Annotated in this window: 28 protein-coding genes; 16 read left to right on the top strand and 12 right to left on the bottom strand. The window is 59.8% G+C overall.

Going from position 1 to position 26501, the window contains the following annotated elements; translation table 11 throughout:
• Positions 1–110: 110 nt before the first annotated feature.
• The 7 genes from cysG to Q1K29_RS12225 all read left to right on the top strand — a co-directional run bounded on the left by cysG (position 111) and on the right by Q1K29_RS12225 (position 6094).
• On the top strand, positions 111–1514 hold the full coding sequence (gene cysG / locus Q1K29_RS12195; protein ID WP_300395172.1) for a siroheme synthase CysG: 1404 nt from the start codon (positions 111–113) through the stop codon (positions 1512–1514).
• Positions 1511–1825, top strand: a complete 315-nt coding sequence (locus Q1K29_RS12200) for a DUF2849 domain-containing protein (RefSeq protein WP_300395174.1) — start codon at positions 1511–1513, stop codon at positions 1823–1825. Before cysG ends, Q1K29_RS12200 begins: the two co-directional genes overlap by 4 nt.
• Positions 1822–2439: a glutathione S-transferase family protein gene (locus Q1K29_RS12205; protein ID WP_300395176.1), complete on the top strand. Its 618-nt coding sequence runs from the start codon at positions 1822–1824 to the stop codon at positions 2437–2439. The genes Q1K29_RS12200 and Q1K29_RS12205 overlap by 4 nt, the downstream gene beginning before the upstream one ends.
• Positions 2426–4084, top strand: a complete 1659-nt coding sequence (locus Q1K29_RS12210; RefSeq protein WP_300395178.1) for a nitrite/sulfite reductase — start codon at positions 2426–2428, stop codon at positions 4082–4084. Before Q1K29_RS12205 ends, Q1K29_RS12210 begins: the two co-directional genes overlap by 14 nt.
• Before the next feature lie 20 nt (positions 4085–4104).
• Positions 4105–4596 carry a DUF934 domain-containing protein gene (locus Q1K29_RS12215; protein ID WP_300395180.1) on the top strand — a complete coding sequence of 164 codons (492 nt, stop codon included), beginning with the start codon at positions 4105–4107 and terminating at the stop codon, positions 4594–4596.
• A 9-nt stretch (positions 4597–4605) separates the two neighbouring features.
• Positions 4606–5349, top strand: coding sequence for a phosphoadenylyl-sulfate reductase (locus Q1K29_RS12220; RefSeq protein WP_300395182.1), 744 nt, complete (start codon positions 4606–4608; stop codon positions 5347–5349).
• 115 nt (positions 5350–5464) lie between these two features.
• Positions 5465–6094 (top strand): murein L,D-transpeptidase catalytic domain family protein, encoded by a 630-nt coding sequence (locus Q1K29_RS12225; protein WP_300395184.1) that lies wholly within the window; start codon positions 5465–5467, stop codon positions 6092–6094.
• Here Q1K29_RS12225 and panC read toward each other — a convergent pair.
• Positions 6062–6925, bottom strand: coding sequence for a pantoate--beta-alanine ligase (panC, locus tag Q1K29_RS12230; protein WP_300395186.1), 864 nt, complete (start codon positions 6923–6925; stop codon positions 6062–6064). The two genes, Q1K29_RS12225 and panC, sit on opposite strands and share 33 nt — an antisense overlap.
• Positions 6926–7007: 82 nt before the next feature.
• Here panC and Q1K29_RS12235 point away from each other — a divergent pair, with 82 nt between their 5' ends.
• Both Q1K29_RS12235 and Q1K29_RS12240 read left to right on the top strand, forming a co-directional pair.
• Positions 7008–7463 (top strand): hypothetical protein, encoded by a 456-nt coding sequence (locus tag Q1K29_RS12235; protein ID WP_300395188.1) that lies wholly within the window; start codon positions 7008–7010, stop codon positions 7461–7463.
• Positions 7464–7507: 44 nt separating this feature from the next.
• Positions 7508–8404, top strand: coding sequence for a division plane positioning ATPase MipZ (locus Q1K29_RS12240; protein ID WP_300395190.1), 897 nt, complete (start codon positions 7508–7510; stop codon positions 8402–8404).
• A 101-nt stretch (positions 8405–8505) separates the two neighbouring features.
• Here Q1K29_RS12240 and Q1K29_RS12245 read toward each other — a convergent pair whose 3' ends face one another.
• Positions 8506–9507 (bottom strand): D-alanyl-D-alanine carboxypeptidase family protein, encoded by a 1002-nt coding sequence (locus Q1K29_RS12245; protein ID WP_300395192.1) that lies wholly within the window; start codon positions 9505–9507, stop codon positions 8506–8508.
• A gap of 220 nt (positions 9508–9727) precedes the next feature.
• Between Q1K29_RS12245 and Q1K29_RS12250 the strand changes: the two genes are divergently transcribed.
• The 4 genes from Q1K29_RS12250 (at position 9728) to clpA (ending at position 13447) form a co-directional block, all read left to right on the top strand.
• A complete protein-coding gene (locus Q1K29_RS12250; RefSeq protein WP_300395194.1) occupies positions 9728–10156 on the top strand; it encodes a phasin family protein in 429 nt (142 codons plus the stop codon).
• 121 nt (positions 10157–10277) lie between these two features.
• A complete protein-coding gene (locus Q1K29_RS12255) occupies positions 10278–10682 on the top strand; it encodes a DUF1499 domain-containing protein (protein ID WP_300395196.1) in 405 nt (134 codons plus the stop codon).
• A 71-nt stretch (positions 10683–10753) separates the two neighbouring features.
• Positions 10754–11116 (top strand): ATP-dependent Clp protease adapter ClpS, encoded by a 363-nt coding sequence (gene clpS / locus Q1K29_RS12260; protein WP_300395198.1) that lies wholly within the window; start codon positions 10754–10756, stop codon positions 11114–11116.
• A 6-nt stretch (positions 11117–11122) separates the two neighbouring features.
• On the top strand, positions 11123–13447 hold the full coding sequence (clpA, locus tag Q1K29_RS12265) for an ATP-dependent Clp protease ATP-binding subunit ClpA (protein WP_300395200.1): 2325 nt from the start codon (positions 11123–11125) through the stop codon (positions 13445–13447).
• Between the two features lie 60 nt (positions 13448–13507).
• Here the strand turns inward: clpA and Q1K29_RS12270 are convergent, their stop codons facing one another.
• The gene (locus Q1K29_RS12270) at positions 13508–14353 is read right to left on the bottom strand and encodes a sterol desaturase family protein (RefSeq protein WP_300395217.1); all 846 of its coding nucleotides are present in this window, start codon (positions 14351–14353) and stop codon (positions 13508–13510) included.
• 240 nt (positions 14354–14593) lie between these two features.
• Between Q1K29_RS12270 and Q1K29_RS12275 the strand changes: the two genes are divergently transcribed.
• Positions 14594–15220 carry a TetR/AcrR family transcriptional regulator gene (locus Q1K29_RS12275; protein WP_300395229.1) on the top strand — a complete coding sequence of 209 codons (627 nt, stop codon included), beginning with the start codon at positions 14594–14596 and terminating at the stop codon, positions 15218–15220.
• Between the two features lie 12 nt (positions 15221–15232).
• Here the strand turns inward: Q1K29_RS12275 and Q1K29_RS12280 are convergent, their stop codons facing one another.
• From Q1K29_RS12280 to Q1K29_RS12295, 4 genes are all read right to left on the bottom strand, one after another.
• The gene (locus Q1K29_RS12280) at positions 15233–15637 is read right to left on the bottom strand and encodes a DUF1489 domain-containing protein (protein WP_300395231.1); all 405 of its coding nucleotides are present in this window, start codon (positions 15635–15637) and stop codon (positions 15233–15235) included.
• A 22-nt stretch (positions 15638–15659) separates the two neighbouring features.
• Complete coding sequence (locus Q1K29_RS12285) at positions 15660–16391, bottom strand: hypothetical protein (protein ID WP_300395232.1); 732 nt, start codon at positions 16389–16391, stop codon at positions 15660–15662.
• 107 nt (positions 16392–16498) lie between these two features.
• Positions 16499–18439 (bottom strand): acetyl/propionyl/methylcrotonyl-CoA carboxylase subunit alpha, encoded by a 1941-nt coding sequence (locus tag Q1K29_RS12290; RefSeq protein WP_300395234.1) that lies wholly within the window; start codon positions 18437–18439, stop codon positions 16499–16501.
• On the bottom strand, positions 18405–19286 hold the full coding sequence (locus Q1K29_RS12295) for a DUF817 domain-containing protein (RefSeq protein ID WP_300395236.1): 882 nt from the start codon (positions 19284–19286) through the stop codon (positions 18405–18407). The genes Q1K29_RS12290 and Q1K29_RS12295 overlap by 35 nt, the downstream gene beginning before the upstream one ends.
• Before the next feature lie 120 nt (positions 19287–19406).
• Here Q1K29_RS12295 and Q1K29_RS12300 point away from each other — a divergent pair, with 120 nt between their 5' ends.
• Positions 19407–19754, top strand: a complete 348-nt coding sequence (locus Q1K29_RS12300; protein ID WP_300395238.1) for a hypothetical protein — start codon at positions 19407–19409, stop codon at positions 19752–19754.
• On the opposite strand, the gene Q1K29_RS12305 is transcribed toward Q1K29_RS12300, so the two are convergent.
• The 5 genes from Q1K29_RS12305 to Q1K29_RS12325 all read right to left on the bottom strand — a co-directional run bounded on the left by Q1K29_RS12305 (position 19755) and on the right by Q1K29_RS12325 (position 24523).
• Positions 19755–20549: an enoyl-CoA hydratase-related protein gene (locus Q1K29_RS12305; RefSeq protein ID WP_300395239.1), complete on the bottom strand. Its 795-nt coding sequence runs from the start codon at positions 20547–20549 to the stop codon at positions 19755–19757. It lies immediately after the preceding gene.
• A 57-nt stretch (positions 20550–20606) separates the two neighbouring features.
• Positions 20607–21689: an acyltransferase gene (locus Q1K29_RS12310; RefSeq protein ID WP_300395241.1), complete on the bottom strand. Its 1083-nt coding sequence runs from the start codon at positions 21687–21689 to the stop codon at positions 20607–20609.
• A 118-nt stretch (positions 21690–21807) separates the two neighbouring features.
• Complete coding sequence (locus Q1K29_RS12315) at positions 21808–22125, bottom strand: EF-hand domain-containing protein (protein WP_300395243.1); 318 nt, start codon at positions 22123–22125, stop codon at positions 21808–21810.
• Between the two features lie 132 nt (positions 22126–22257).
• Entirely contained in the window at positions 22258–22839 is a 582-nt protein-coding gene (locus tag Q1K29_RS12320) for an NAD(P)H-dependent oxidoreductase (protein ID WP_300395245.1), read from the bottom strand.
• A 76-nt stretch (positions 22840–22915) separates the two neighbouring features.
• Positions 22916–24523 carry a carboxyl transferase domain-containing protein gene (locus Q1K29_RS12325; protein ID WP_300395247.1) on the bottom strand — a complete coding sequence of 536 codons (1608 nt, stop codon included), beginning with the start codon at positions 24521–24523 and terminating at the stop codon, positions 22916–22918.
• Between the two features lie 155 nt (positions 24524–24678).
• Here Q1K29_RS12325 and Q1K29_RS12330 point away from each other — a divergent pair, with 155 nt between their 5' ends.
• The gene (locus Q1K29_RS12330) at positions 24679–26493 is read left to right on the top strand and encodes a patatin-like phospholipase family protein (protein WP_300395248.1); all 1815 of its coding nucleotides are present in this window, start codon (positions 24679–24681) and stop codon (positions 26491–26493) included.
• Positions 26494–26501: the final 8 nt, after the last annotated feature.

Consider the following 26501-nt stretch of genomic DNA (forward strand, 5'->3'; position numbering starts at 1 on the left):
TCATAGTTTATCTAAACGATCGGATCAGGGGTCTACGCTTGCTGACCCGAGGTCACAAGCCCCATTTTCTGGGCACGTTAGCGACACTGCCCCTTCAAGCGAGTTCCGATATGCGCCTCTTCCCCGCCTTCTTCCAGATGGATGATGCCCATATCGTCATTTTTGGCGATGGCACGAATGCCGAGCGGAAGACGCGGCTCGTCGCCAAGACCCGAGCGCGCATCTTTCTCGTTGCTCATGCGCGGCCCGATTGGGCCGATGCGTTTGGCGACCAGATCCAGCTGGTCGAGCCGGAACATGCTGCCGGGGCACTCGAGACGGCCCGCTTCACCATCATCGCCCTTGAGGACGAAGCAGAAGCGCATCGAGCTTACGACCTCGCCCGCGCTTCCGGTGTCCCGATCAATGCGGTAGACCGCAAGGCGCTTTGCGATTTCACCATTCCCAGCATTCTCGACCGGGGCGACGTGGTCGCTGCCGTGGCAACCGGTGGGGCCGCCCCAGTCCTCGCAAAAGACATCCGGTCCCGTCTCGAGACCCTTCTGCCGGAGCGTATTGGCACACTCGCCGCGCTGGCTGAACGCTGGCGTCCAGCCGTGAAGGAGGCCATTTCCGATGAAACGAGGCGCCGTCACTTCTGGGAGAGCACCCTTCGAGGCGCCGTCGCGGAAGCGGTTCACGCAAACAATGACGAACTGGCAGAGACCCTCATGGCTGAAGCGCTGGCGCGGTTCGCTGCCGACCTGACCGGGACCGAAACCGGCCCTGTCCATATCGTCGGCGCCGGACCGGGTGACCCGGAACTGCTGACGCTGAAAGCCTTCCGCCTCATCCAGCAAGCCGATGTGGTCTATCATGACAAGCTGGTATCGGCTGAGATCATGGACATGGTTCGCCGGGACGCTGAGCGCGTGCCCGTCGGCAAGTCGAAGGGCGAGCACCTGGTTCCACAGGACGGAATTCATGAACTGATGATCGCGTCCGCACGCGAGGGCAAGCGCGTTGTCCGGCTCAAGGGCGGAGACCCCTTCATCTTCGGTCGTGGCGGCGAAGAGGTCGAAGCCTTGCGCGAGGCTGGGATCGAAGCCCATGTCGTCCCCGGTATCTCTTCGGCGCTCGGCTGTGCAGCGAACGCCAACATTCCGCTCACCCATCGCGACCACGCCCAGACACTGACCTTCGTAACCGGCCATGCCCAGAAAGGCGGCGTGCCCGACCTCGACTGGGCCGGTCTTGCCAAGCCGCACCAGACGGTCGTCGTCTTCATGGGTGTCGGCACGTCCGCGATCATCTCGGAAAAACTGCGCAAAGCCGGCCTGTCCGGTGACACGCCTGTGGCTGTCATCGAAAACGGCACCCGCAAGAGTGAAAAGCGCGGCTTCGGCCAGCTTGCCAAGCTGCCACAGATCATCGAAGAGCACAGCATAAAGGGCCCCGCCCTTCTCATCATCGGCGACGTGGCGGGCCTGCCTGCCGAAGCCCAGGACAGGATCATCGCGGAGGCACTGGCATGACATCGGTTCGCCCGAAACTGAAACCCGACCAGCCCAAGGCCGTGACTGCCTGGGATACAGCGACCGGCAAGGTGGTCTGGATGGCCGACGATGGCAGCTGGTCGGACGATCCGGCGAAAATCGGCGTCTTCACCGGCGACAAGGCCGACGACATGCTGGCTACTGCCGAAACTCAGGAAGGCACGGTCACCGACCCGTATTTCATGCAGGTTGCCGAAGATGGCGCCATCGATGGCCGTGAGACATTACGCGAAACCATCCGCGCCAACGGGCCGACCGTTCATCCCGAATTCCAGCGGAGCGCAAAATGATCCGCATCTATGGCGACAGCATCTCCGGCAATTGCCTGAAAGTGAAATGGGTGGCCGAGCGTCTCGGCATCGATCATGAATGGATCGAGATCGACATCCTGAAGGGGGAAACACGCACCGACGAATTCCTCGCCATAAACCCGTTCGGACAGGTACCGGTTGTCGAGTTCGAGGATGGCCGCACACTGGCCCAGTCCAATGCCATCATCGCCTATCTGGCAGACTCCAGCGAGCTTGTCCCCGAGGATCCATTCGAGCGCGCGAAGGTTCTCGAATGGCAATTCTGGGAGCAATACTCCCACGAAACCGCCATCGCAGTGCGCCGTTTCCAGAAACTCTACGAGAAGAAGTCCGACGACGAAATCGATCCCCACCTGATGGCGAAGGGCCGCCGCGCGCTCGGCCGCATGGAACTGGCCCTGCTCGGCAATGACTGGATCGCTGGCGGCGAAGCCATGACGCTCGCCGATATCTCTCTTCTCGCTTACACCCGCCTGGCCCATGAGGGCGGGTTCGACGTGTCCGAGTTCCCGGCCGTTCAGGCCTGGATTGCGCGCTGCGAGCGCGAACTCGGTCTGCCCCATCTCCACGAGGTTACTGATGTACAGGTATGACGAATTCGACGCGCAGATCGTGCGCGAACGAGTCGAGCAATTCCGCGGACAGGTGGCGCGCCGCCTTTCGGGCGAGCTGAAGGAAGACGAGTTCAAGCCACTCCGGCTGCAGAACGGCGTCTACCTGCAGCTACACGCGTACATGCTGCGAATTGCCGTGCCCTACGGCCAGCTCAACCCGCGCCAGGTGCGCCGGCTGGCCAAGATCGCACGCGACTATGACCGCGGTTATGGCCACTTCACGACGCGCCAGAACATCCAGTTCAACTGGGTCGCGCTGAAGGACATTCCCGATGTGCTGGCGGAACTCGCCGAGGTGGAGTTGCACGCCATCCAGACCTCCGGCAACTGCATTCGCAACACCACGAGCGACCATTATGCCGGCGCGACAAAGGACGAAGTGATGGACCCGCGCCCATGGTGCGAGATCATCCGGCAATGGTCGACATTCCATCCGGAATTCGCCTTCCTGCCGCGCAAGTTCAAGATTGCCGTCACCGCCGCCGAACATGACCGTGCCGCCATCAAGGTGCACGATATCGGGCTGAACATGCGCGAGCGAAATGGCGAGGTTGGCTTCGAGGTTCATGTCGGAGGCGGCCAGGGCCGCACGCCGCACATCGCGGCCAAGATCTCCGACTTCGTTCCAGAGCGCCAGCTGCTCGACTATCTCGAGGCGATCATGCGCGTCTACAACCGCTTTGGTCGGCGCGACAACAAGTACAAGGCGCGGATCAAGATCCTAGTGTCGGAAACCGGTGAGGAGGAGTTCCGCAAGCTGGTCGAGGAAGAGTTCGCTGCTCAGCGCGATGCCGAGAAGATCGATTTGCCGCAGGAAGAGATCGGCCGCATCCATGCTTACTTCTCGCCTCCGGAGCTGGCTGCGAAGCCCGCAACCTCGGAAGGCTTCGAACGGGCAAAGACCGCCGATCCGGCCTTTGCGCGCTGGACCCGGGCCAATCTTCACCCCCACAAGGTGGATGGCTATACGACGGTTACGGTCAGCCTGAAACCGATGGGCGTGGCGGCTGGCGACGCGAACGACGCACAGATGATGGTCGTTGCCCACCTCGCCGAGACCTATGGCTATGACGACATCCGCGTCAGCCATGCGCAGAACCTCGTCCTGCCGCATATCGCGCTGGATGATGTCTACGATGTCTATCGCGAGCTCGACGCAGCCGGTCTTGCGACACCGAATGAAGGGCTGATCTCCGACATGATCGTGTGCCCCGGGCTGGACTACTGCAATCTCGCGAATGCCCGCTCGATACCTGTCGGCATGGCGATTCAGGAAGCGTTCTCCGATCCGGACGATCAGGCCGATATCGGCAAGTTCCACATCAACATTTCCGGCTGCATCAATGCTTGCGGGCACCATCATGTGGGCCATGTCGGCATTCTGGGCGTCGACCGGAAAGGCGAGGAATATTACCAGATCACGCTTGGCGGTCGTGCCGACGAAAAGGCCGCCATAGGCAAGATCGCCGGGCCTGGCCTCAAGGCTGACGATGTGCCCGCGGCGTTGAAACGCCTCGTCGACCGCTATCGCGAACTTCGCACCAGCAAGGACGAGACCTTCATCGAAACCTTCGAGCGCGAAGGCATGGAGCCGTTTAAGGAAGTCATCTACGCCGGCGCGTAGATCACAGGGAATTCTCTTACATGCCACTGATCAAGAACCGACAGGAAGTCGATGATATCTGGGCGTTTGTCCCGGACGACGCTCCACTTTCACCCGGCGGCTGCGTCACCGTTTCGCTTGGCCGCTTTCGCAGCGAGATGGAGCTGCTGCTGGCTCGCAACACCGAAATCGGGGTGCGGCTGGAGCCGGCCGATGACCCGCACGAGCTGGAGGATCACCTCGACCGGCTTGCACTGATCGAGGTCAGTTTTCCGAAATATACCGATGGTCGCGGCTACTCCCAGGCCCAGCTCCTGCGCCGCCGTTTTGGTTATGAAGGCGAGCTTCGCGCCGTCGGTCATGTCCTGCGAGATCAGATTCTCTATATGAACCGTTCAGGCTTCGATGCTTTCGAGACCGAACGCGCCGACCTACCTTCCATAATAGACGCGCTGGAAGAGTTTTCAGCGTTTTATCAACCGGCTGCCGATGGCGCGACACCTGTGTTCCAGCGCCGTCACGGGAAGGATTAGAGGCTTTTCATGCCTTATGCAGATTACCAGACACGCCTGAAGGAGCCCGTCTCTGAGCGGCTGGAACGGCTCAATGGTGAACTGCGAGAGGCTTCGGCAACGACGATCCTGCGGGCATCGCTCGTGCGTGAGTGGCCGCAGAAACTGACTTATGTTTCCAGCTTCGGCGCGGAGAGCGCCGTCATGCTGTCGCTCATCGCCGATGTCGATCCCGACTTCCCGGTGATCTTCCTTGAGACTGGCATGCATTTCCCGCAGACGCTAGACTATAAGGACGAGCTGATTGAGCGCCTCGGCCTGACCAACGTGCGCGATATTCTGCCAAACGAAACCGAGCGCAAGGTGCTCGACCCGAAGAACATGCTCTGGAAGACAGATCCGGACGCCTGTTGCGCCCTGCGCAAGGTGCGTCCGCTTGAGCCGGCGCTGGACGGGTTCGATGCCTGGATCACCGGCCGCAAGCGTTTCCATGGCGGCGCCCGTCTTTCGCTCCCGGTATTCGAATACGCGGCCGGCCGCTTCAAGGTGAACCCGCTGGCCAGCTGGACCCAGGAAGATGTCGACCGCTTTTTCATACAACGCGGCCTGCCACGTCATCCGCTGGTCGATCAGGGCTATCCGTCGATTGGTTGCTGGCCCTGCACAAAGCCAGCCGAAGACCCAAGCGACATCCGTTCAGGCCGCTGGGCCGGGATGGACAAGTCAGAGTGCGGCCTTCACGTGGACAAGAAAGAGCGCCCTCGCGTTTTCTAAAGGCTGGCACCGTTGCTCCCTCTTGGTCCCGAGAGGAGCGTCATGAAAGCCACCAGACTGCCCTCGGATGAAAGCATCATCTAACTTCTGCCAAATTTTCTGCTATAATGGAACCATGGCAAGATACACACGCTGGTTCCTGGTTTCGCTTTTCCTGACCCTTCTTCCTGCCAACCTGGCGACAGCCAAGACGGCACAGGAAAGTATGGGCGTTGGCCTGTGGCAGGAGGCCATGGCGGCTCATGAAAGATATGCCGACGAGATTGGCAACGACAAGTACATGGTCGTCATCGACTATCGCCGCCATTCCGGTGAGCCGCGCTTTTTTCTTATCGACATGAAGACCGGGTCGACCAAGTCCTACCTTGTTTCGCATGGCCGTAATTCCGACAAGGACCATGACGGCATTGCCGATACTTTCTCCAACACCTCAGGTTCGAAGATGTCCTCGCTCGGCACCTTCGTGACTGCGGAAACATATTATGGCAAGCATGGCCTGTCGCTACGCATGGATGGGCTTGAGAGCCAGAACGATGCCGCGCGCGACAGGGCCATTGTTATTCACGGTGCCGACTATGTGACGCCGAAGCGCGCCAAAATGGGCCGGAGCTGGGGATGCCCGGCGCTGGAGCGGGGCGTCGCACAGGACCTTATCCCCAAGATCGCTGATGGTGTCCTCGTCTACACCCGAGGCCCGGGCGACCAGACGCAACTATACGCCGAGGTTGTCGATAAGGCGGGTTGAGCCCATCCAGGCTGCGGCCAGGAGCCGGCATCCCTGCCCCTCGACCAGCGGCCCGTCCGGCAGGTCCTGAAGATTTAACGGATCGACAGCGCTGACATAATCGAGTTTCGAAAAGCCCGCAGCGAGAATGTGCCCGCGGGCTTCTTTCATGGCTTCTTCGACCGGCACCCCGATGCGGATGCGGCAGGCTGCGCGGTGCAGTGCGGCGAACATCGCATTGGCGCGAGAGCGTTCTTCCTCGCTCAAATAGGCATTTCGCGACGACTGGGCGAGTCCGTCCCTGTCGCGCCAGGTCTCGCCACCGATGATCTCTATACCGAAGCCGAGATCACGCACCATACGGCGGATGATCTGGAGTTGCTGGAAGTCCTTCTCGCCGAATACGGCGACGTCAGGCTTCACATGGATGAACAGTCGCGCCACGACCGTTGCAACGCCATAGAAGAAGTGCGGCCGGTAGATGCCGTCCAGCAAGTCCGACATCTCCTCGACCCGGACATTGGTGAGCGAGCCTTCCGGGTACATCTCTTCAACGCTGGGGCAGTAGACGAGATTGCAGCCAGCCTCGCCAAGGCGAGCGACGTCACCCTCCTCATTGCGGGGATACCGGTCGAGATCTTCACCCGGAGCGAACTGCGTCGGGTTTACAAAAATGCTCGCCACCACGCATTCGCACTTTTCCCCAGCTTTCTTGACCAGGGAGATGTGGCCATCGTGGAGCGCACCCATCGTGGGTACGAACCCGATTTTCCTGCCTTTTTTCCGTTCTGCCGCGATAGCTGCCTGCAGATCCGCACGCGTCCTGACGATTTTAGCCTGCCGATTGTTCACTTGGAGACTGCTCCGAACTCTGATTTCGTAAACGCCCTGTTAACCAATTCGAGCGAATTCTTTACACATGAGAAAGCCCATCATGCCCCGACTGAAGATCCTGCTCGCTTGCGCGGGCCTGTCCTCACTCAAGCGCCGTGACATGAAAACGGCCTGTCAATTCGAGCCGGAACCTATCAGGCGCCCGCTTGATGACAACACGGTCGCGCACGCGGATGACTGGCTTTTCGATCACCAGCCCGAGGCAACCGCTCACGGCAAGGCACTCGACACGCTGACCAGCTCGATGATGCGCCTTCGCGAAGCGCTGACGCGCGTTTCGGAGCACGCCCCCCTTACTGTCGAAGCAGAGCCGGTTGTGCCGCTCGGGGCTTTCAGTTTTGACCGGGACCTGTTCGACGGCGAACCGATGCTCGCTGAGACCGGCGACGCCGCCATGACGGGTCTGGATAATGACCTCTTCGAGGATGCAGGCACGGTCATCGCCTTTGGTCAGCCAATCGCTGACGAGAGCATACTGTTCCAGCAAGCCGCCTGAGCTGCTGCATCCCGGACGCAAGGCCAATGTGGAGTAATTCCTAAATGCCCGCAGACGGATTCGGCACAGTCGATACGACCCGTGACGACGCAGTGACGCTCCGGCCGTCGCCTGACCGCGATTGCCGGGTCATTGTTGTGGGCAACGAAAAGGGTGGCGCCGGCAAGTCGACGGTCGCCATGCACCTTTCCGTCGCCCTGATGCGCATGGGCCAGCGCGTCGGTGTCGTCGATCTCGACGTGCGCCAGCGCACCCTCACCCGCTATCTGGAGAACCGGCATCGCTGGATGCAGTCGACCGGCTCGAAACTGCCGATGCCGGAGATCATCCGCGTCGATGCATCGACCGAGCGCGACCTGGACACCGCCGAGCGGGAAGAGACCAATCGCCTGATGGGGGCCATCGACCGCCTCACAGCCGTCAGCGACTATATCATCATCGACGCGCCCGGCGGCGACACCTTCCTCTCACGTCTGGCGCATACGACAGCCGACACCCTCATCACGCCGCTGAATGACAGCTTTGTCGACTTCGACCTTCTTGGCGATGTGAACCCGCAAACGCTGGAAGTCATCCGACCGAGTTTCTATTCCGAAATGGTGTGGAACTGCCGCAAGAAGAAGGCGCAGGCGTCGCGCAAGCCGATCGACTGGATCGTCATGCGCAACCGCGTCTCGCCGCTTGAGGCCCGCAACAAGCAGAAGGTCGGCGAGGCGCTGAATAATCTTTCCAAGCGGATCGGCTTTCGCCTGGCGCCCGGCTTGTCTGAGCGTGTGATCTATCGTGAGCTCTTCCCTGCCGGCCTGACCTTGCTCGACCTGACTGAGCGCGGCTCCAATGTGGCCTTTACGATGAGCCATGTGGCTGCGCGTCAGGAGCTGCGCGACCTGGTCATCCTGCTTCAGCTCCCGGCCCTCGCTGGCACAGAAATAACGTTCTAAGCAGCCAGATCTTTTTCAACACCGCCACCGAAAAGCCCCGCCTCTTTTTCAGGAGACGGGGCTTTTTTTCAATTGTTCGCTTTGAGACGAAGCTCGACCCCTTACGGTCCTTCCGGAGCGGTCGGGATGAGCTCCTCGAAACCGCTCTCGTCACCCTCACCGACTGGCGTCTTGTTCGGCGTGAAGACCTGGCCATTCAGCATCGGCATGGCCGCGCCGTTCGGATCGACTGGCGATTGCAGCGCGCTGAAGGCATAGCTGGCTTTCAGTTCGTCGGCTTCCTGATTTTCATCGAAGCTGTTGTAGGCCGCTTCGATCAGGTCGGTCACGTGTGCGTCGCGGGACTTTGAGGTCGAACCGCCGAACATGATCGCAATGACACGGCGACCATCACGCTTTGCCGACGCCATCAGGTTGAACCCCGACGCCCGCGTATAGCCCGTCTTGATACCATCGACGCCGTCGACGCTTTTCAACAGGTTGTTGTGGTTCTTGTAGGTGCGGCCGTTATAGGAAAAACTCGCCCGCGCGAAATAATGGTAATAGTCAGCGTGGTCCTCAAGCAGGCGTTCGGCCAGGATCGCCATATCGCGGGCCGTTGACAGCTGCTGGCTGTCAGGCAGGCCTGATGCATTCCGGAACGTCGTATTGTTCATGCCGAGGGAATTCGCCTTGGCCGTCATCAGTGTTGCGAAGCGGGACTCTGTTCCGCCAAGGCGCTCGCCCACAACCGCGGCAACGTCGTTGGCAGACTTTGTGATCAGGGAATCGATTGCGTCGCGCACACTGATTGTCGAACCGGCCTTGAGCCGCAGCGCCGACGGTGGCTGCGAAGCAGCATGACGGGAAACATAAAGCCGTTCGTTGAAGGTAACTTCGCCGGCCTTGAGCGCGTCGAAGAGCATGTAGAGCGTCATTGCCTTCGTCAGCGAAGCGGGAAAACGCGGCTCATCGGCATTGCGGGCGTGAAGGACTTCGTTTGTATCAGCATCCACGACAATGGATGCATACTTCTCTGCGATCGCCGCTGGTGCCATCACAACGATGACAGCGAGCGCGCCTAGAGCTGCCCGGATTTTCTTCCCGCCAGCGCGAAATGCCATGGATGTCCTCCGTCCCTGATACGTTATGAACCCCGGCCCTTGCGTGATTCGATCATAGGGTGACCGAATTCTCTTATCCAGCCGTTAAGCGCATTTACCTGCATGAACCATACCGCAGCTGAATCGTTAATGAATGTCGGAAATTATTGTGCACCGCACAAAAAAATGTTGCAAGTGCGAACTGGGTGAGTTATATGGAGAGCATCAAAGGAGTTTTCCCATGGCCAAGACTGAAACCAATATGTTTGGGGCATTCGCCCCTGAGACCTTCGTCAAAGCATTTCCCTTCGCCAATCAGTTCGGCGATATGGGCAAGGACGCGATGACCGCTGGCACGGAGAGCGCGAAAGCTTCCGTGAAAAGCTTCCAGGACGCCAGCGCTGCTGTGATGCGTCAGGCCCAGGACCGCGTAAGCATGACGGTCGAGACCGGCAAGACGCTGGCAGGCGCCAAGACGATGGAAGAAGCCATTGAAATCCAGTCTGCGTATATGCGTAGCGCTTTCAAGGCCCAGATGGACGGCCTCAGCGAACTCGCTGGCATCTACTCCACAGCCATGAAGGACTGCATGGAGCCTTTCGCTGGCTACACCAAGGAAATGATCGCAGAAACCAAGAAAGCGACGAACGCCAAGGCCAAGGCTTCCTGATCTGCGCACTTCGCATGCAAAGTTACCGTTGGCCGGCTGAAAGATCAGCCGGCCAATTTTTTTGATGCCTCAACTGCATCGCAGGGAATACGCCGCGCTGGTGAGCCGTTAGGGTCATATTATGAGCAAACGGGTGGATTTCGAGACAGTTGTGCGGCCCGGTTCGCCGAACACATATCTCGTGGCCCCCGAAGGCCTGTGCCGGAATGCCGAGCCGGATGCCTTCTCACCGGAATTCGCGTTCACCCCTGACGGTCTCTTCTCTGCGTTTGAAGAAGTCATTGAGCAGCACGGCAACTGGACGATCCGTGGCACCGATACGGTGGCTCGCCAGATTGACCTGATCGCGGTTACCAAGGTGCTCAAATTTCGCGACGACGTCGCGCTGCGGGCCCTACCTGTGGAGGGCGCACCAGAGAAATCGAAATTAGCTGTCTATTCACGCTCGCGAGTCGGCTATCATGATCTGGGAGCCAACCGAAAAAGGGTGGAGCGGCTGATCGTGGAGTTGAAAGAAAAAGTATGAGGTGCAGCTTGATCAGTGATCTGCACCTGTTCAGGCTTAAAATTGCCAAACCCTAACCATATCTGTTTGACATGACTGCTAGAGACGACAGACCGAAGCTTGCCGAACCGGAAGATCCTTCCGGCCCGTCTCGCACGGACGGCACGGGACTGGCCACCGAAACGCGCGTCAAGACGAAGAAGCCGTCCATGTACCGCGTCCTGCTGCTCAATGACGACTACACCCCGATGGAATTCGTCGTCTTCGTTCTCGAGCAGTTCTTCAACAAGAGTCGCGAACAGGCGACCCGTATCATGCTGCATGTTCACCAGAAGGGGGTCGGTGTCTGCGGTGTCTACACTTTCGAAGTCGCTGAAACGAAAGTGGCTCAGGTCATGGACCTGGCGCGGCGTAACGAGCATCCTCTGCAATGCACGATGGAGAAAGAGGATTAGAAGCCTATGCCTTCACTGACCGATAGCCTCGAAACAGCCCTGGAAAAAGCGCTTAACCTCGCTGGCGAACGCTCACACGAGTATTCGACCCTCGAGCACCTTCTGCTGGCGCTTACCGAAGACACCGACGCGGTTGAAGTGATGACGGCCTGCAAGGTCGATCTTAACCAGCTGCGCCAGTCGCTGACCCAGTATATCGACGAGGAACTGTCGAGCCTGATTACCGATAATCCGGCTGCCAGCGTGCAGCCGACCGCCGCTTTCCAGCGTGTGGTCCAGCGCGCAATCCTTCACGTCGAAAGCTCCGGCCGCGACGAGGTGTCCGGCGCGAACGTCCTGATCTCGATCTTTTCCGAACGCGAAAGCCACGCCGCCTACTTCCTGCAGGAGCAGGACATGACGCGCTACGACGCGGTCAATTTCGTGTCGCACGGCCTCGCCAAATCGCCAGGCATGTCGCGCAGCTCCACGCCGCGCGGTGCGGAAGAGACCGAACAGCAAGCCAAGGCCGGACCGGCCAAGGAAGCCCTTGAAGCCTATTGCGTGAACCTCAATGAGAAAGCCAAGCAGGGCAAGATCGACCCGCTCATCGGCCGCGATTTCGAGATCGAGCGCTGCATCGAAGTGCTTTGCCGCCGTTCCAAGAACAACCCGGTCCTTGTCGGCGACCCGGGCGTTGGCAAGACGGCGATCGCGGAAGGCCTCGCCAAGAAGATTGTCGATGGCGAGGTTCCGGAAATCCTGGAAGACGCTGTTATCTGGGCGCTCGACATGGGCGCCCTGCTTGCCGGCACGCGGTATCGCGGTGACTTCGAGGAACGCCTCAAGGCCGTGATGAAGGAAATCGCCGAGCAGGAAAAAGGCATCCTGTTCATTGATGAAATCCACACCGTCATCGGTGCGGGCGCCACTTCCGGCGGCGCGATGGATGCCTCCAACCTGCTAAAGCCGGCCCTGCAAAGCGGCGAAGTTCGTTGCATGGGGTCGACGACCTTCAAGGAATTCAAGCAGCACTTCGAAAAGGACCGCGCGCTTGCCCGCCGCTTCCGCAAGATCGATGTGGTCGAGCCGTCCGTTCCGGATGCCGTGAAGATCCTGACCGGCCTCAAGCCGACCTTCGAGGAGTTCCACGGCCTGCGCTATACGAATGAAGCGATCAAGACCGCCGTCGAGCTCTCGGCGCGCTACATCACTGACCGCAAGCTGCCGGACAAGGCAATCGACGTGATCGATGAAGCCGGTGCCACCCAGTGGCTGCTTCCGGAAAGCAAGCGCCGCAAGCAAATCGGGACTAAGGAGATCGAGGCCATCGTTGCCAAGATCGCCCGCATCCCTCCCAAGCAGGTCACCAAGGACGACGCGGTCGCACTCAAGAATCTCGAGCCGGACCTCAAGCGGGTTGTTTATGGCCAGGACGCCGCCATCGAGGCGCTCTCCTCGTCCATCAAGCTGGCCCGTGCCGGCCTGCGCGAACCGAACAAGCCGATCGGCTCGTACCTGTTCACCGGTCCGACCGGTGTCGGCAAGACCGAGGTCGCGCGTCAGCTCGCCTCAATCATGGGCGTCGAGCTGCTGCGCTTCGACATGTCGGAGTATATGGAGCGGCATACGGTCTCCCGCCTGATCGGCGCGCCTCCGGGCTATGTCGGCTTTGACCAGGGCGGCCTGCTCACCGATGGCGTGATGCAGCATCCGCACTGTGTGCTCCTGCTCGACGAAATCGAGAAGGCGCATATGGACCTGTTCAACATCCTGCTTCAGGTGATGGATAATGGCGCGCTGACGGATGCGAATGGCCGCAAGGTCGACTTCCGGAATGTGATCCTGATCATGACCACGAATGCCGGTGCCTCGGACGCTGCCAAGAATTCGATTGGCTTCGGTCGCGGCAAGAAGACTGACGAGCAGGAAGATGCGCTCAAGCGTCTCTTCACGCCGGAGTTCCGCAACCGTCTCGACTCGACGATCACCTTTGGTGGCCTCACGCCGGAGATCATCGAGCGGGTTGTCGAGAAATTCGTCCTGCAACTGGAAGTCCAGCTCGCCGATCGCAACGTTACGATCGAACTCAGCGAAGAGGCCCGCCACTGGCTCGCCGAGCGAGGCTTCGACGAGGAGTTTGGTGCCCGGCCGCTGTCGCGGACCATCCAGGAGCACGTCAAGAAGCCGATGGCGGAAGAGCTCCTCTTTGGCAAGCTCGCCAAGGGCGGTGCTGTCAAAATCGACATCGACAAGGACGACGACGAGAAGCTCGCCTTCAAGTACATCGAGGACAAGGGCAAGAAGTCCAAACCCTCGAAGAAGAAGGACAAGCCCGAGCAGGTCGACTAGACCTCTCAGGCAACCAGACAGATCGAAACGGCCGGAGGGAGCCTCCGGCCGTTTTCTTTTTCAGACGATGCCCCAGAGCATGAAGCCGCTATAGCCGATAAGTCCGGTTGAGATCACGAACAGGGCGATCATGTTGGAAGCTTGCATGATCTCAGGTCGCTCTACGCCGCGGCGCGTACGAGCCCTGGTAATGTCCCGCCCGATCAGCAGGTCGAGATATCGCCCCGATCCGCCATTGACCAGGCCCGCCTGCCCTTCCCACACTTTCGGGTTGCGGAAGGTACCGAACAGCATGTCCCAGATGGGAATGTCCCCGTAATTATAGTGGTGGACGCCCCGCTCATGGTGTAACGCATGGCTTTCCGGCCGGGTGATGATGTAACCGAGCCAGCGCGGCGTGCGGATGTTCGCGTGCTGGAACAGGCCGCAGAAGGTACTTACCATGACCGCGAACATGATTGCTCCGGGCGACACGCCAAGCGTCAGCGTAAGAGCCAGACTGCCGATGAAGGCAAAGCCGATCACATCCAGCGGGTGGAAATAGAGCGCCCCCCAGATGTCCACGCGTTCGGCGCTGTGGTGGGTCTGATGAAAGATCCGCCACAGAACGTCATTGCTATGCATGGTGCGGTGCCAGGCATAGATGCCGAGCTGGTAGAGCAGGAGCGCGGCCGGTCCGGCAATCCAGACCGGCCAGGCCGTGCCGTCGACCAGCTGGTACTGGCCAAGCCAGGCATCCCAGATGAACGGCGAATACCCAGCCAGGAAAAAGTACATCACTGCCGAGGCCAAGCCTTTGAGACGCCAGGCCTTCACCGTCGGGAAGGTCCGGGCTGGAATGATGAAGTCCAGCAGGACAAGAGCGCCGAAAACGGCAAAAAAGAAATAATCAAGCAGACCAAACATGACTGCCTCCTCCGGTTTGAGTTTGCAGGAAGGCTCATTGCCTCCGCTGGACGGAAGATCGCTGGAGGATGCATTTTAAACTAGAAAGCGCGTGGTACAGTTATTCTGGATCGGAGAATAACGCATACATTTCCGCAGCTTATGGCTGCGTATTGGCATTGCGCGAGAGGTCCCGCTTCCTTTCACAACTGCAAAACTGTACCCTCGGTCTAGTAATATTCGTCAAATAAGAGCTGACCGATGAGTGCGACGACCAAAAGCAAGGGTGAGATGACTCGCGACCGCATCCTGGAGATTGCTGAGTCCGCTGTGCTCGCCAAAGGCTTTTCGAACACGTCGATTGACGAAATCATCGCCGAGGCCGAACTGACCAAAAGCGGCTTCTTCTACCATTTTCGTGACAAGACCGAGCTTGCGCGTGCCCTGCTCAGCCGCTCTTTCGAACAGGATGACATCATTCTGGGTGGCATCTTCGAGCGCGCACGCGAACTTAGCGATGATCCTTTGCATGCCTTTCTCGTCGGCCTGCGGATGCTGGCAGAGACGATGGGTAACATGGATAAGGCCCATCCCGGCTGCATGGTTGCCACGGTCACCTATCACGACAAGCAGTTTAACGATGACATCCGGACAATGAACCGCAACGGGATGGTCCGATGGCGCGCGCTCTTCCTGAGTTTTCTCGTAGAGATCGTCCAGACCTACCCTCCGCGCGCAGATGTCGATGTCGATGCGCTAGCGGACATGCTGTCTGTGACTGTCGAGGGCGGCATCATACTGTCGAAAGTCTTTGATGATCCCAAGGTGCTTGCTGACCAGATCATGCAATACCGCACCTTCATCCGCCTGCTCTTCCAGGGAAACTGACGCTGGCGCCTTTTACCAGACCATAGCTTCCTTCAGCTTGGCGTGGAGGTCGGGCGGGATGTCCTGGGCGGCCTTGTCAGCCTGCAGGTCGGCCGGCGCTTCGCCCGGCTTGAGATAGCGCCAGCCCTGGAAGGGCCGCTTTGGCGTTGGGTCGACGGCGATGAGTTCCGGGTCGAAGACGAGCTCGCAAGCCCGCCGTCCGCCACGGTCCTCGATCTCGCGAATGTCGGTGAAAGCCTGGCGCACCTGGATCACGCCCTTGATCACCCAGTAGATCGAGCCGCCATCGAGTAGCTGACCCATCTGTTTTGGCACCATACGCGTATGATGAACCGGCGCGGGATGGCGCTTCATCAACCGCTTCTGCCAGGCTTCGAGATCGCCGACATCATCTGCGCCGACGCAGAGTTTGACCATGTGCAGTGTCACGAGGGTTAATTTAACGCGCTGCGAGCCCGCGACCAGAGGAAGACTGCCGCCGGGCTTCGTAATCTGCTTCTGCCTGTGGATTGGCGAAGAAGATCTCAATGGAGGTAACCGTCGCAGTGTAATGGCGCTCGATAGTGCGGAAGCCACCCTTCGCCGTCATCGATAGACTGTAGGAAGCTACATAGGAAAAGCCCCAATTCGGGTCGCTCTCCAACAGATAGGATTGTTCGAAAGCCGTCAGCCGCCCGCCCTTCGGTCCGCGAACCGGATGGGGCAGCTCATAATCAAGCCGCATGAAACGGCCTGATTGCGGGTCGAGCCAGGCTTCGGCATCGACGCGCTCGGCGAACCAGGCATCCAGTTCAGTGTCGTTGAGTGAAGGGTGATGGCGAAAGCGGACACGCCATGCCGCGCCAAGGTCACTGACATCGACCCGCGCACCGACGCTGGGACGTAGATCATCCGGAAAGAGCCGGCCATCAGGCGCGGGTTCCTGGCTCCACTCAAGGGCGGTGTCATCGAGATCGTCGTCGCGGCCACGTGAGGCGACCAGCTGCCAGCGCTCGCTGACATCAAGGCGCGGGTCGAAGCGGAATTCCCGCATGGCATCATCGCTGACCAGCCGGATCGTGAAGGCCGCTCGAAGGGTATCTGGAGATTCCGTGGCACGCAGCGCCTGGTCTACCGGCCCGCTCTGAGCCGATAATTGATACGCCAGGGCAATGAGCAGCCCGCTCCCCAAAACAACCTCCAGAAGCCCGCACGTTTGCCAGCTTGTCCACGAATCCCCTGTTTAGGGGTTCGCAGATTTACAGCGCCTGAATGAGGCCGAAATCAGACCGCGGAACTTCAGGCCTCTTCCAGCTCCACCAGCACAGCTCCTTCGCCGACCTGTTCGCCAACGTCTGCGCCAGTCGCCTTGATGGTGCCATCGCGCGGTGCGGTGAGGCTGTGCTCCATCTTCATCGCCTCCATGACGGCAACCACCTGGTCTTTCTTCACCGCATCGCCGGCAGCGACGCGCAGGTCGATAAGCTTGCCCGGCATCGGCGCCGACACCTTGTCGCCACCGGCAATGGCTTCCGCCTCGGCCTCATAATCCGGCACATCGACCAGTACCGTGTCACCATCAGCGGCCACAGCGTAGCTGTGCGCAGAGATGGAGGCGACCGGAAGGTCTTCCGGCAGGGCGTCGGCAGCCGGCGAAAGGTCCATCAGCTCACCATCGACATTGAGACGGATCGTGCGGCGCGGAGCGTCATTCATGCGCCAGCCATCGGTGATGTCCCACGGCCCGTGGCCTGCCGGATGCAACAGGGCCTGAGCAACGAGATCGGCCGCGGCCTTGCGCTTGTCTTCATCGCGGGCAGTGAGCGTCTCGATTTCGTCGGCGATCCAGTTCACATGATGCTCACCGGCGCGGAAAACCTCATGATCGAGGCAACGCTTCAGGAAGCCGATATTGCACGGAATGCCCGCCACAATGCTGCGACCCAGGCTTTCCGACAGGGCTTCGATGGCACCCTCACGGTCCCAGCTTTTGACGATCGCCTTGGCGATCATGGAGTCATAGACCGCTGGCACGGTATCACCAACTGCGAAGCCAGTATCGAGGCGGTACTGGTTGAAGTCATCGTCCATCATCTCGGAAGAATCGAACTCGTCCATATTGTCTGACAGGCGCTCGACATTGCCGAGGTCGAAAGCCGTGAGCCGCCCTGCCCCGGGACGGAAATTGTCGGCCGGGTCCTCGGCGCAGATCCGCGCCTCGATGGCGTGTCCATTTAGCGGGATATCCTTCTGTTTCAGCGGGATTTTCTCGCCGGACGCCACGCGCAGCTGCCACTCAACCAGATCGGTGCCCGTAATATATTCGGTAACCGGGTGCTCCACCTGCAGACGGGTATTCATTTCAAGGAACCAGAACGTGTCCTTCGCCAGCGGGCGCGCGCCATCGACAATAAACTCGACCGTGCCAGCGCCTTCATAGCCGACGGCCTTGGCCAGCTTCACAGCCGCATCCGTCATCGCCTTTCGAACGTCTTCGGGCATGCCCGGCGCAGGCGCTTCCTCGACAACTTTCTGACGGCGCCGCTGCAACGAGCAGTCGCGCTCATAGAGGTGGACCGCGCCACCATGGCTGTCGCCAAAGACCTGCACCTCGATATGGCGCGGCCGTTCGACCAGCTTTTCCAGCATCACGCGCCCGTCACCAAAGGATGACTTTGCCTCACGGATGGCGCTTTCGAGTTCGCCTTTCATATCTGCTTTCTTCGAGACAAGCCGGATGCCACGGCCGCCGCCGCCGGCAACCGCCTTGATGAGCAGCGGATAGCCGATGCGGCCGGCCTCGCCTTCCAGGGTTTCCGCGTCCTGCGCCTCACCGCGATAGCCGGGCAAGACCGGGACACCAGCTTCTTCAGCGATGCGCTTGGCTTCGTCCTTGAGGCCCATGGACCGGATGGTCTCTGCCTTCGGCCCAACCCAGATCAGTCCGGCCCCGGTAACGGCGTCTGCGAAATCGGCATTCTCGGACAGGAAGCCATAGCCCGGATGGATGGCCTCCGCGCCTGTCTCCTTTGCAGCCGCCATGATGCGCTCCGCATTGAGGTAACTCTCGCTTGCGGCTGCACCGCCGACATGAACCGCTTCGTCAGCGTGCCGGACATGGCGGGCATAGACGTCAGCATCGGAGTAGACAGCAATGGTGCGGATACCGAGACGGCGGCAGGTGGCGATGATGCGGCAGGCGATCTCACCCCGGTTCGCGATCAGCAGGCTTTTCAGCATGGCGTCCTTCCCGTGTGCCGTGGACCAGTGCCACCAGCACGAAACTTATTATCATGAGCAGATACCAAGAGCCGAATTTTGCAGGAGAAACAAGTTTCCAGACTGTTTCCTGCCCCGGATAGGTCCAGGCCCGGGCGAGCGTCCCCAGATTTTCTGCAAACCAGATAAACAATGCCACGAGGCCGAACCCTATGACAAGCGGCATCGGCCGGTGCGTTTCATCAGGCCGGAACCAGACCACGCACCGGCCATAGATGAGGATGGTCGCGAGAAAGAGCCCATAGCGGATGTCCACCGTATAGTGGTGGGAAAAGAAGTTCACATAGATCGCCGCAGCCAGCAGGCCCTGCAGCCAGAGCGGCGGAAAGCGATCGAAGCGAAAGTCGAAGATGCGCCAGACACGGGCAAGATAGGAGCCAACGGCAGCATACATGAAGCCGGAAAAAAGCGGCACACCGGCGACCCGCAGAAAACTCTCCTCAGGATAGATCCAGCTGCCCGCTCCCGTCTTGAAGACTTCCATCACCGAACCGACCACATGGAAGACGAAGATGATCCGCGCCTCCTCCCATGTCTCCAGCCCGCTCGCGATCAGCAGGACCTGGATGGCAACCGCGGCGACAACGAGGAAATCGTACCGACTGAGGGCAGCCGTCTCTGGATACCAGAGGTGGGTGGCGAGAATCAGCGCCAGAAGAAGACCACCAAAGATGCAGGCCCAGCCCTGCTTGATTCCGAAGCTCACAAACTCGAACAGCGCCTTCGACCACGGCCCTCCCACGACCCGCTCGCGCAGGCGCTCGCGCTGTGCACTCAAGGCAGACTGGATGGCGGAAAATCTGGACATGTCTTGTCCATCCCCTCACAGGCGGGCAGGAAAATGGCGCAAAGACAGCCATTTAGGGTTACTAGTCAGAGCTGTCGCGCTGGTCTAGGCTCCCCACCGTGTCATGAGAGGGGATGCTTAATGGCTTATATGCAAAACCGGAATGTGAGTGTCGTCGCCGGGATCATTATCGGCGGTATTGGCGGTTATCTCGGCTGGGAGCAGGCTGCTGCCACCGGCGTCAGCCCGATCCTCGGAGCATTGATTTTCGGCGCGGCCGGATTCGTCGTCGGCATGGCCGGCGCCTTCATCTTCAAGTCGCTCGCCCAGTTCCTGGTTTTCCTCGTGCTGATCGGGGCCATTATCTATTTTGCGCAGGATCCGATCACGCAGATGACAGGCATAAACCCTGTCAAAGCCGTTCTGGGCTTTCTGGAAAACTTCGGTATCGCGATCGGCGATGCTACCGGACCGGATACCGGGGGCTGATTAGCCGGTCCAGTTCGGCTTGCGCTTGTCGAGGAAGGCCGACAGGCCTTCCCGGCCTTCATCGCTTGCCCGGCGGGAAGCAATCCGCTTCGCCGTCTCATGGCTGAGGGATGGATTGATCTCGAGCCCGGTCAGGTCAAGCACAAGGCGCTTGGCATCCGCAATCGCGCCAGGCGCAGCCTGCATTGCCAGATTGGCGATGTGCTCTTCCATGGCGGTGAGGCCTTCCTGATCCTCGACCACATACTGAACGAGACCAATTCGCTCGGCAAACGACGCATCGAAGCTTTCAGCGGAAATGAACAGCGCCTTGGCCCAGCGCGGACCGATGGCTGAAATCACGAACGGGCTGATTGTCGCTGGAGTCAGGCCAAGGCGGACTTCCGAGAAGCGGAACTTGGTGTCAGCCATCGCGACGGCCACATCGCAGGCTGCAACGAGACCGGCTCCCCCGCCCATCACTGCACCATGCACCAGCGCCACCGTCATTTGCGGCAGGTTGGCGAGCTTGCGCAGCATCTCTGCCAGCTTGTAGGCGTCCTGCTCATTTTCATGGCGCGTATAGTCGGCAGCCGCCTTCATCCATTTGAGATCGGCACCGGCTGAAAAGCTTGGACCGTTGCCGCGCAGGATGACCATGCGGATCGTTTCCTGCTCTTCCAGCGTCTCAAGTGCGTCGGTGAGTTCCTCGATGACCAGCGCATTGAAGGCATTGTGGCGGTCGGGCCGGTCAAGGGTAAGCACCGCGATGCCGCCGGGGGTCGCATCAAGATTGATGGTCTCGTACTCGTCCATGAAAATCTCCTGTTCTGCCCAGACCATAAGGCCCACGGCTCAATTATAAAACGGGGCTTAGTCTGCCGTCTCTGCCTTTCTGTAGTGGCTGTCACGGCGAAGCGCCGGACGCTCGATCAGGTGCCAGAGGACGAAGCTCGCCACCAGGATCAGCAGGGCAGCGAAGCCGAAGCCCACCGCCAGTGGCAAGCTGGCGAACATGCCAGCCACGACGAGGGCCTGCAGGATTGGGAAGTGGGTGATGTAGACACCATAGCTGATATCGCCGAAGCGCGCGGCCTTTAACCTCGGCCCGGGCATGAAGGCGACAAAGGCAATCAGCCCGGCCAGCCCTGCTGCGCGCAGCGGTTCCAGCCACGGGTGCGCGAAGGACAAGACAGTAATTGCCGCACCGACCAACCCGAACCGAGCAGGTTGTGTCTTTGCCCTGTCCCAGAGTTTCCAGACAACCATGCCGCTTGCGAAGAAGGCCAACTGCCCCGGCAGCTGACGAGCGAGTTCAGGCGCAAGCGGGTGATCGAACCAGACTGGCAGCAACAGGCGCCATGCCTCGGCGGAGATATAGATTACGACAAACACGATCCACCAAGCCCGGTCGCTGAGACGCAGCAATAGTGCCAGCACAGGCAGCGCGATGTAGAACATCACCTCTATCTTCAGCGTCCAGAGAGCCCCGTTCACCGCCGTGAACCGGTTGCCCTCAAACAATCCCGGAAGCGTGGGCTCAAGGAAGTTCAGAAATACCAGGTTGGCAGCGAGATAGCGGGCTACCGCTTCAGCTTCCCCCACACCAGCCACAGCCAAACTGACAAGCGCGGGCATGAGAACGACGACTGCATAGGCGGGATAAAGTCTTCGCACCCGCTTGGAGGCATAGATCGTAAGGGAGGAGGACCGCTCCAGCGACCCGAAGACAAGCGCGCCGGAAACGATGAAGAAGCCCTGGATCGAGATTTCAGCGATTTGCGCGAGCATGATCTCTGTGAAGCCGAAGGGCACGACAGCTGGCAGGACCCAGGCATGGTAGCCGAAGACAGCGCTCGCAAAGAGGAGACGCAGGAAATCGAAACGGTTGCCGGTCAGCCGGGCCTCCCTCGGATCAGTCCTCTGTTTGCAACCTGCTTTCGCAAGGAAAATCAAGCCGAGGCCGACAGGCCTAGCGCCATTGACAGGATAAAGAGCAGAACAAAGAAAAGAGCCCGCTCCAGCAGGAACGGGCTCTCGGGAGGTGAATGAAGAAGGTCAGAGCAAGCTCTGATTAGTAGGAGGAGTCAGTATCAGTCTCGAGATCAACATCAACGTCGGCCTCGACGTCCTTGTCCTTCCACTCCGCCATGGCGGAGGTGAGCTCAGCTTCGCTGACGGAGCCATCGGCGTTCGCATCGATCTTGACGAACTTTTCGCTGGCTTCTTCTTCAGTGTATTCACCGTCAGCGGTCTTGTAGGTCACAAACTCGGCCTCGGTGACCACACCGTCTCCGTTGGCGTCGATGTCCGTAAAGGCGACCATTTCACCGGCGGAAGCGGCAAAGGCACCTGCGGAGGCGGCGGCGGCGATAATTGCAATGCGTTTCATGGGTTTCTCTCCAATCTAACTGGCGTCGAACTTCTGTGACGCGCCAATAGAGACGCACATATCCCATGTTTTGATGCGTTAAGAATTGGACAGGGCCATGAAACCTCGGAAAGGAAGCATCAAAAAGCTCGCCTATTCAGCGGCTTGAGCGAGGTGATGTATATTTTGAAACCACTTCTTTCTGGTCTTTTCATCGGCCTGTTCGACCCCACCGAGAACGGTATGACGGACAGGCTTGAAGCCGGAAACTCCAAACAGGCCGCGCTCTAGCGCTTTCAGCGCGCCTGCATCGAAGACCAGTTTATATGCAAATCCCGGCATACCCATCGTAACAATCGTTCGGGCTGACTTGCCCTTCATCATCTGCTTCGGCCAGCTTGAGGCACTCTCTCCTGTTTCGAGGAAAAAGTTTCCACATCCCGCCAGTTCGAAGAAGGCTTTCGCCTTGGCTGGCATATTTCCGAGCCAGAGCGGAAAGATGATGCAGACATGATCGGCCCGCTTGATCTTCTCACGTTCAGAAAGGACGGGTTCCGGCGGATGCGTTTCGAAGTCGCTAACCTTGTCGAGAAAGCCAAGATCAAGCTTTGCGATGTCGATCCGCTCGACACTATGGCCCGCTTCTCGCGCGCCTTCCGCATATGCGTCGGCGAGCGCGTGGCAAAGATGATCGGCGGGATCCGGGTGAGCATCGATCAGGCAGATATGGGTCATGCGGCCAAGCCTCCATCAGGTCGAACCTGATCTAGGCAAGTGCCGCAACTTCGGGAATCCGTATCAGCCCGTATGGCTACATCCGAAAGACACCGAAACCGCGATCCTCGAAGGGCGCGTTCAGCGTCGCGGCAAGGGAGAGCCCCAGAACGCGGCGAGTATCGGCCGGATCGATGATGCCGTCATCCCATAGGCGCGCGGTCGAGAAGTAGGGATTGCCTTCCTTCTCATACATCTCGCGGATGGGGGACTTGAAGGCCTCTTCATCCTCGGCACTCCATTCCTCGCCCCGGCGTTCGAAGCCGTCGCGACGCACCGTTGCGAGCACAGACGCTGCCTGTTCGCCACCCATGACGGAGATACGCGCATTCGGCCACATGAAGAGAAAGCGCGGGCTGTAGGCCCGACCGCACATACCGTAATTGCCGGCTCCGAAACTGCCGCCTGTAACCACTGTCAGCTTGGGCACCGACGCCGTCGCAACGGCCGTCACCATCTTTGCGCCGTCCTTCGCGATGCCGCCTGCCTCATACTTCGATCCGACCATGAAGCCAGTGATGTTCTGAAGGAAGACAAGCGGCGTGCGGCGCTGATCGGCAAGCTCGATAAAGTGGGCGGCTTTCTGGGCACTTTCTGAAAAGAGGATGCCATTATTGGCGAGGATCGCGACAGGCATGCCGTAGATGCGCGCGAAACCGCAGACGAGCGTATCGCCATAGAGGTGTTTGAATTCGTGGAACTCCGATCCGTCCACAGTGCGCGCAATGACTTCACGCGCGTCATACGGTTCGCGCACATCCTGCGGCACAAGGCCATGCAGCTCTTGCGGACTGTATAGCGGTTCGGCCGGCTCAGTCAGGCCAACCCTTTCCGGTTGCGGTTGGTGAAGCGTGCGGACAATCGACCGGACGATGGCAAGCGCATGTTCATCGCTGGCGGCATAATGGTCGGCCACACCCGACTTGCGGGCATGGACGTCAGCGCCGCCGAGGTCCTCTGCCGAGATTTCCTCGCCTGTGGCAGCTTTCACCAGGGGCGGACCGCCGAGGAAGATCGTGCCCTGTTTGCGAACGATAATGGTCTCGTCCGACATTGCCGGGACATAGGCTCCGCCGGCCGTACATGATCCCATGACCGAAGCAATCTGAGGGATGCCCTTCGCGCTCATCTGCGCCTGATTGTAGAAAATCCGCCCGAAATGCTCACGGTCGGGAAAAACGTCGGCCTGGTGCGGGAGGTTCGCACCGCCACTATCGACGAGGTAGATACACGGCAAATGATTCTGCAGCGCGATTTCCTGGGCGCGCAGATGCTTCTTCACCGTCATCGGAAAATAGGCGCCGCCTTTTACCGTCGCATCATTGCAGACAATCATGCATTCGCGGCCTTCGACCCGGCCCACACCTGTAATGACACCAGCGCCGGGCGCCTCATCGTCATACATGCCGTTTGCAGCCAGTGCGCCAATTTCGAGGAAGGGTGTACCAGGGTCCAGAAGCCGCTCGACACGCTCGCGCGGGAGCAGCTTGCCGCGGTCGGTATGGCGCTTGCGCGCGCCTTCCGACCCGCCCTGCGCTGCCTGGGCAGTCCTGGTGCGCAATTCATCGACAAGGACTTCCATCGCCTGCCGGTTGGCGGAAAATTTTGCGCTGGCAGCGTCGAGCTTGGATTTGAGAACCGGCATTTGCCCTCCCATGGACTGTTTCTTGCACAACTATAGCCGTAATCAGGCATTGTCATCCCGAACAGATCATCATGTTCAAGACCGCACCTCAAAAGCCCGAAACAAAAGGCAAAAAACCCTTTTCAGAAGCGGCGGCTACGAACACATTCAGATCTATGAGTCTGAACATCACGCCGACGCTCAAAACGATTCCGTTTCTGGAGGACGTGCCCAAGCGTGCGCTAAGGGCCGCAGGCCGCGAGGCGCGCTGGTTTTCGCTGCCGGCCGGCTGGGAACTCTTCAAGGCCGGTGAGACATCGAACTCGATCTACTTCGTCCTGTCAGGGTCGCTCGGCGCCTTCCGGACCATGGCGGACGGGCGCAGCGATTTCCTTGGCCACATCCGCGCCGGTGAGCCAGTTGGCGAGATGGCCCTGTTCGAAGGTGGGCTGGATGATGACGGCGACGGCATCCCCGAAAACGCGCCACATACGAGTTCGGTCTATGCCCTTCGAGACGCCGAAATTCTGGAAATCTCCCGCAAGGGATTCGACCGGCTGATCAAGGCGGAACCGGAAATCCTGAACGCGATGATCCGGCTGATGCTCACCCGGTTGCGCGAGGGCCGCAAGCCGAACCGCCGCAATGCGCCAAAGGTCTTCGCCCTCGTCGCGACGTCTCCGACCATCGATCTCAAGCTTCGCGCCCGCGCCTTGAAAGCCTCGCTCGACAAGCTCGGCCTCAAGTCCCGCATCATCGACGAGACAGAAGGCACCGACCAGCCAACCGGCTATTTCGACCACCTGGAAGCAGAGAATGACGTGGTCATGCTCGTCTCTTCGGTGGGCGACACTTCCTGGTATCGCCTGTCGGTGCGCCAGGCCGATCGCATCTGGGTGGTGGGCCGCGCCGATGCCCGCCCGTCGCACCCGCTCATGCCGGAAGACGACTCTCCGGCCAAGTCGCTCAAACTGATCGACGTTATCCTGCTCCATCACAGCGGAGAACGCCGGGCCGCCAAACCGACGGAGTGGCTTGATGCCGCTAACGCCGCACGGATCATACATTGGGAAGGCATGGACGGCGAAAGCTGCGACCGGCTCACGCGGATTATGGCGGGACGCTCAGTAGGTCTGGTCCTGTCAGGTGGAGGCGCCCGTGCCTACGCCCATATCGGCGTGGTCAAGGCATTGCGGGAAGCTGGTATTCCGATCGACTTTGTTGGTGGTTCGTCGATGGGAGCCGTGGTCGCCGCCTGTGTCGCTATGGGCTGGGATGATGACGAGATCAATCAGCGCATCCGCAAGGCCTTTGTCGATTCAAACCCGCTGGGAGACTACGTCTTGCCCGTCGTCGGGCTGGTTCGCGGCAAGCGGGTGATGACGCGCCTCCACGAACACTTCGGTGACACGGAGATCGGCGATCTCGACATTCCCTTCTTTGCAGTTTCGACCAATCTCACGGATGGCACCTACCGCGTTCACCGACGCGGCCTGCTACGGCAGGCGCTGCGGGCGTCCATTTCCTTGCCCGGCATCCTGCCCCCTGTAGTTCATGAAGGCGAAGTGCTGGTCGACGGGGCTGTGCTCAACAACTTCCCGACCAATGTCATGCGGGAACTGCACCGTGGTGTCGTCATCGGGTCCGACGTGGCACGGGCACCCGAAGGCCTTGCCGCCGAGGATTTCGAAGATCCGCCCAGCTTTTTCCGCTGGGTCTGGAAGCATGGCTTTTCCTCGGCCCCGCCCATCGCCGGTCTGCTGATGCGCTCAGCGACGCTCAGCGTAGACCCGACAGCCGGACGCGAACTGGTCGATGTCCTTGTGGTCCCCGATCTCCGCGATATCGAACTGCGTGACTGGGAGGCCTACGAGGACGCTGTCCAGGCCGGGTATGAAGCCGCGAAGAAGGCGATCGCCAGCGGAGAACTGATCGACTTCTGCTACGGACCAACTGCTGAAATTCCGAGCGTGACGATCGATAGAGTCTAGCAGCCTCT

This window comes from Henriciella sp. (assembly GCF_029937755.1).
Taxonomy (GTDB): domain Bacteria; phylum Pseudomonadota; class Alphaproteobacteria; order Caulobacterales; family Hyphomonadaceae; genus Henriciella.

Coding starts and splice junctions, on each gene's coding strand:
- Q1K29_RS12320 (WP_300395245.1), bottom strand. CDS start 22,839: ATGACCCATATCTGCCTGATCGATGCTCACCCGGATCCCGCCGATCAT.
- Q1K29_RS12290 (WP_300395234.1), bottom strand. CDS start 18,439: ATGCTGAAAAGCCTGCTGATCGCGAACCGGGGTGAGATCGCCTGCCGC.
- Q1K29_RS12330 (WP_300395248.1), top strand. CDS start 24,679: ATGAGTCTGAACATCACGCCGACGCTCAAAACGATTCCGTTTCTGGAG.
- Q1K29_RS12325 (WP_300395247.1), bottom strand. CDS start 24,523: ATGCCGGTTCTCAAATCCAAGCTCGACGCTGCCAGCGCAAAATTTTCC.
- Q1K29_RS12250 (WP_300395194.1), top strand. CDS start 9,728: ATGGCCAAGACTGAAACCAATATGTTTGGGGCATTCGCCCCTGAGACC.
- Q1K29_RS12280 (WP_300395231.1), bottom strand. CDS start 15,637: ATGGTCAAACTCTGCGTCGGCGCAGATGATGTCGGCGATCTCGAAGCC.
- Q1K29_RS12300 (WP_300395238.1), top strand. CDS start 19,407: ATGGCTTATATGCAAAACCGGAATGTGAGTGTCGTCGCCGGGATCATT.
- Q1K29_RS12210 (WP_300395178.1), top strand. CDS start 2,426: ATGTACAGGTATGACGAATTCGACGCGCAGATCGTGCGCGAACGAGTC.
- clpA (WP_300395200.1), top strand. CDS start 11,123: ATGCCTTCACTGACCGATAGCCTCGAAACAGCCCTGGAAAAAGCGCTT.
- Q1K29_RS12205 (WP_300395176.1), top strand. CDS start 1,822: ATGATCCGCATCTATGGCGACAGCATCTCCGGCAATTGCCTGAAAGTG.
- Q1K29_RS12215 (WP_300395180.1), top strand. CDS start 4,105: ATGCCACTGATCAAGAACCGACAGGAAGTCGATGATATCTGGGCGTTT.
- Q1K29_RS12270 (WP_300395217.1), bottom strand. CDS start 14,353: ATGTTTGGTCTGCTTGATTATTTCTTTTTTGCCGTTTTCGGCGCTCTT.
- Q1K29_RS12225 (WP_300395184.1), top strand. CDS start 5,465: ATGGCAAGATACACACGCTGGTTCCTGGTTTCGCTTTTCCTGACCCTT.
- Q1K29_RS12305 (WP_300395239.1), bottom strand. CDS start 20,549: ATGGACGAGTACGAGACCATCAATCTTGATGCGACCCCCGGCGGCATC.
- Q1K29_RS12200 (WP_300395174.1), top strand. CDS start 1,511: ATGACATCGGTTCGCCCGAAACTGAAACCCGACCAGCCCAAGGCCGTG.
- Q1K29_RS12245 (WP_300395192.1), bottom strand. CDS start 9,507: ATGGCATTTCGCGCTGGCGGGAAGAAAATCCGGGCAGCTCTAGGCGCG.
- Q1K29_RS12275 (WP_300395229.1), top strand. CDS start 14,594: ATGAGTGCGACGACCAAAAGCAAGGGTGAGATGACTCGCGACCGCATC.
- Q1K29_RS12240 (WP_300395190.1), top strand. CDS start 7,508: ATGCCCGCAGACGGATTCGGCACAGTCGATACGACCCGTGACGACGCA.
- Q1K29_RS12295 (WP_300395236.1), bottom strand. CDS start 19,286: ATGTCCAGATTTTCCGCCATCCAGTCTGCCTTGAGTGCACAGCGCGAG.
- cysG (WP_300395172.1), top strand. CDS start 111: ATGCGCCTCTTCCCCGCCTTCTTCCAGATGGATGATGCCCATATCGTC.
- Q1K29_RS12235 (WP_300395188.1), top strand. CDS start 7,008: ATGCCCCGACTGAAGATCCTGCTCGCTTGCGCGGGCCTGTCCTCACTC.
- clpS (WP_300395198.1), top strand. CDS start 10,754: ATGACTGCTAGAGACGACAGACCGAAGCTTGCCGAACCGGAAGATCCT.
- Q1K29_RS12255 (WP_300395196.1), top strand. CDS start 10,278: ATGAGCAAACGGGTGGATTTCGAGACAGTTGTGCGGCCCGGTTCGCCG.
- Q1K29_RS12220 (WP_300395182.1), top strand. CDS start 4,606: ATGCCTTATGCAGATTACCAGACACGCCTGAAGGAGCCCGTCTCTGAG.
- Q1K29_RS12315 (WP_300395243.1), bottom strand. CDS start 22,125: ATGAAACGCATTGCAATTATCGCCGCCGCCGCCTCCGCAGGTGCCTTT.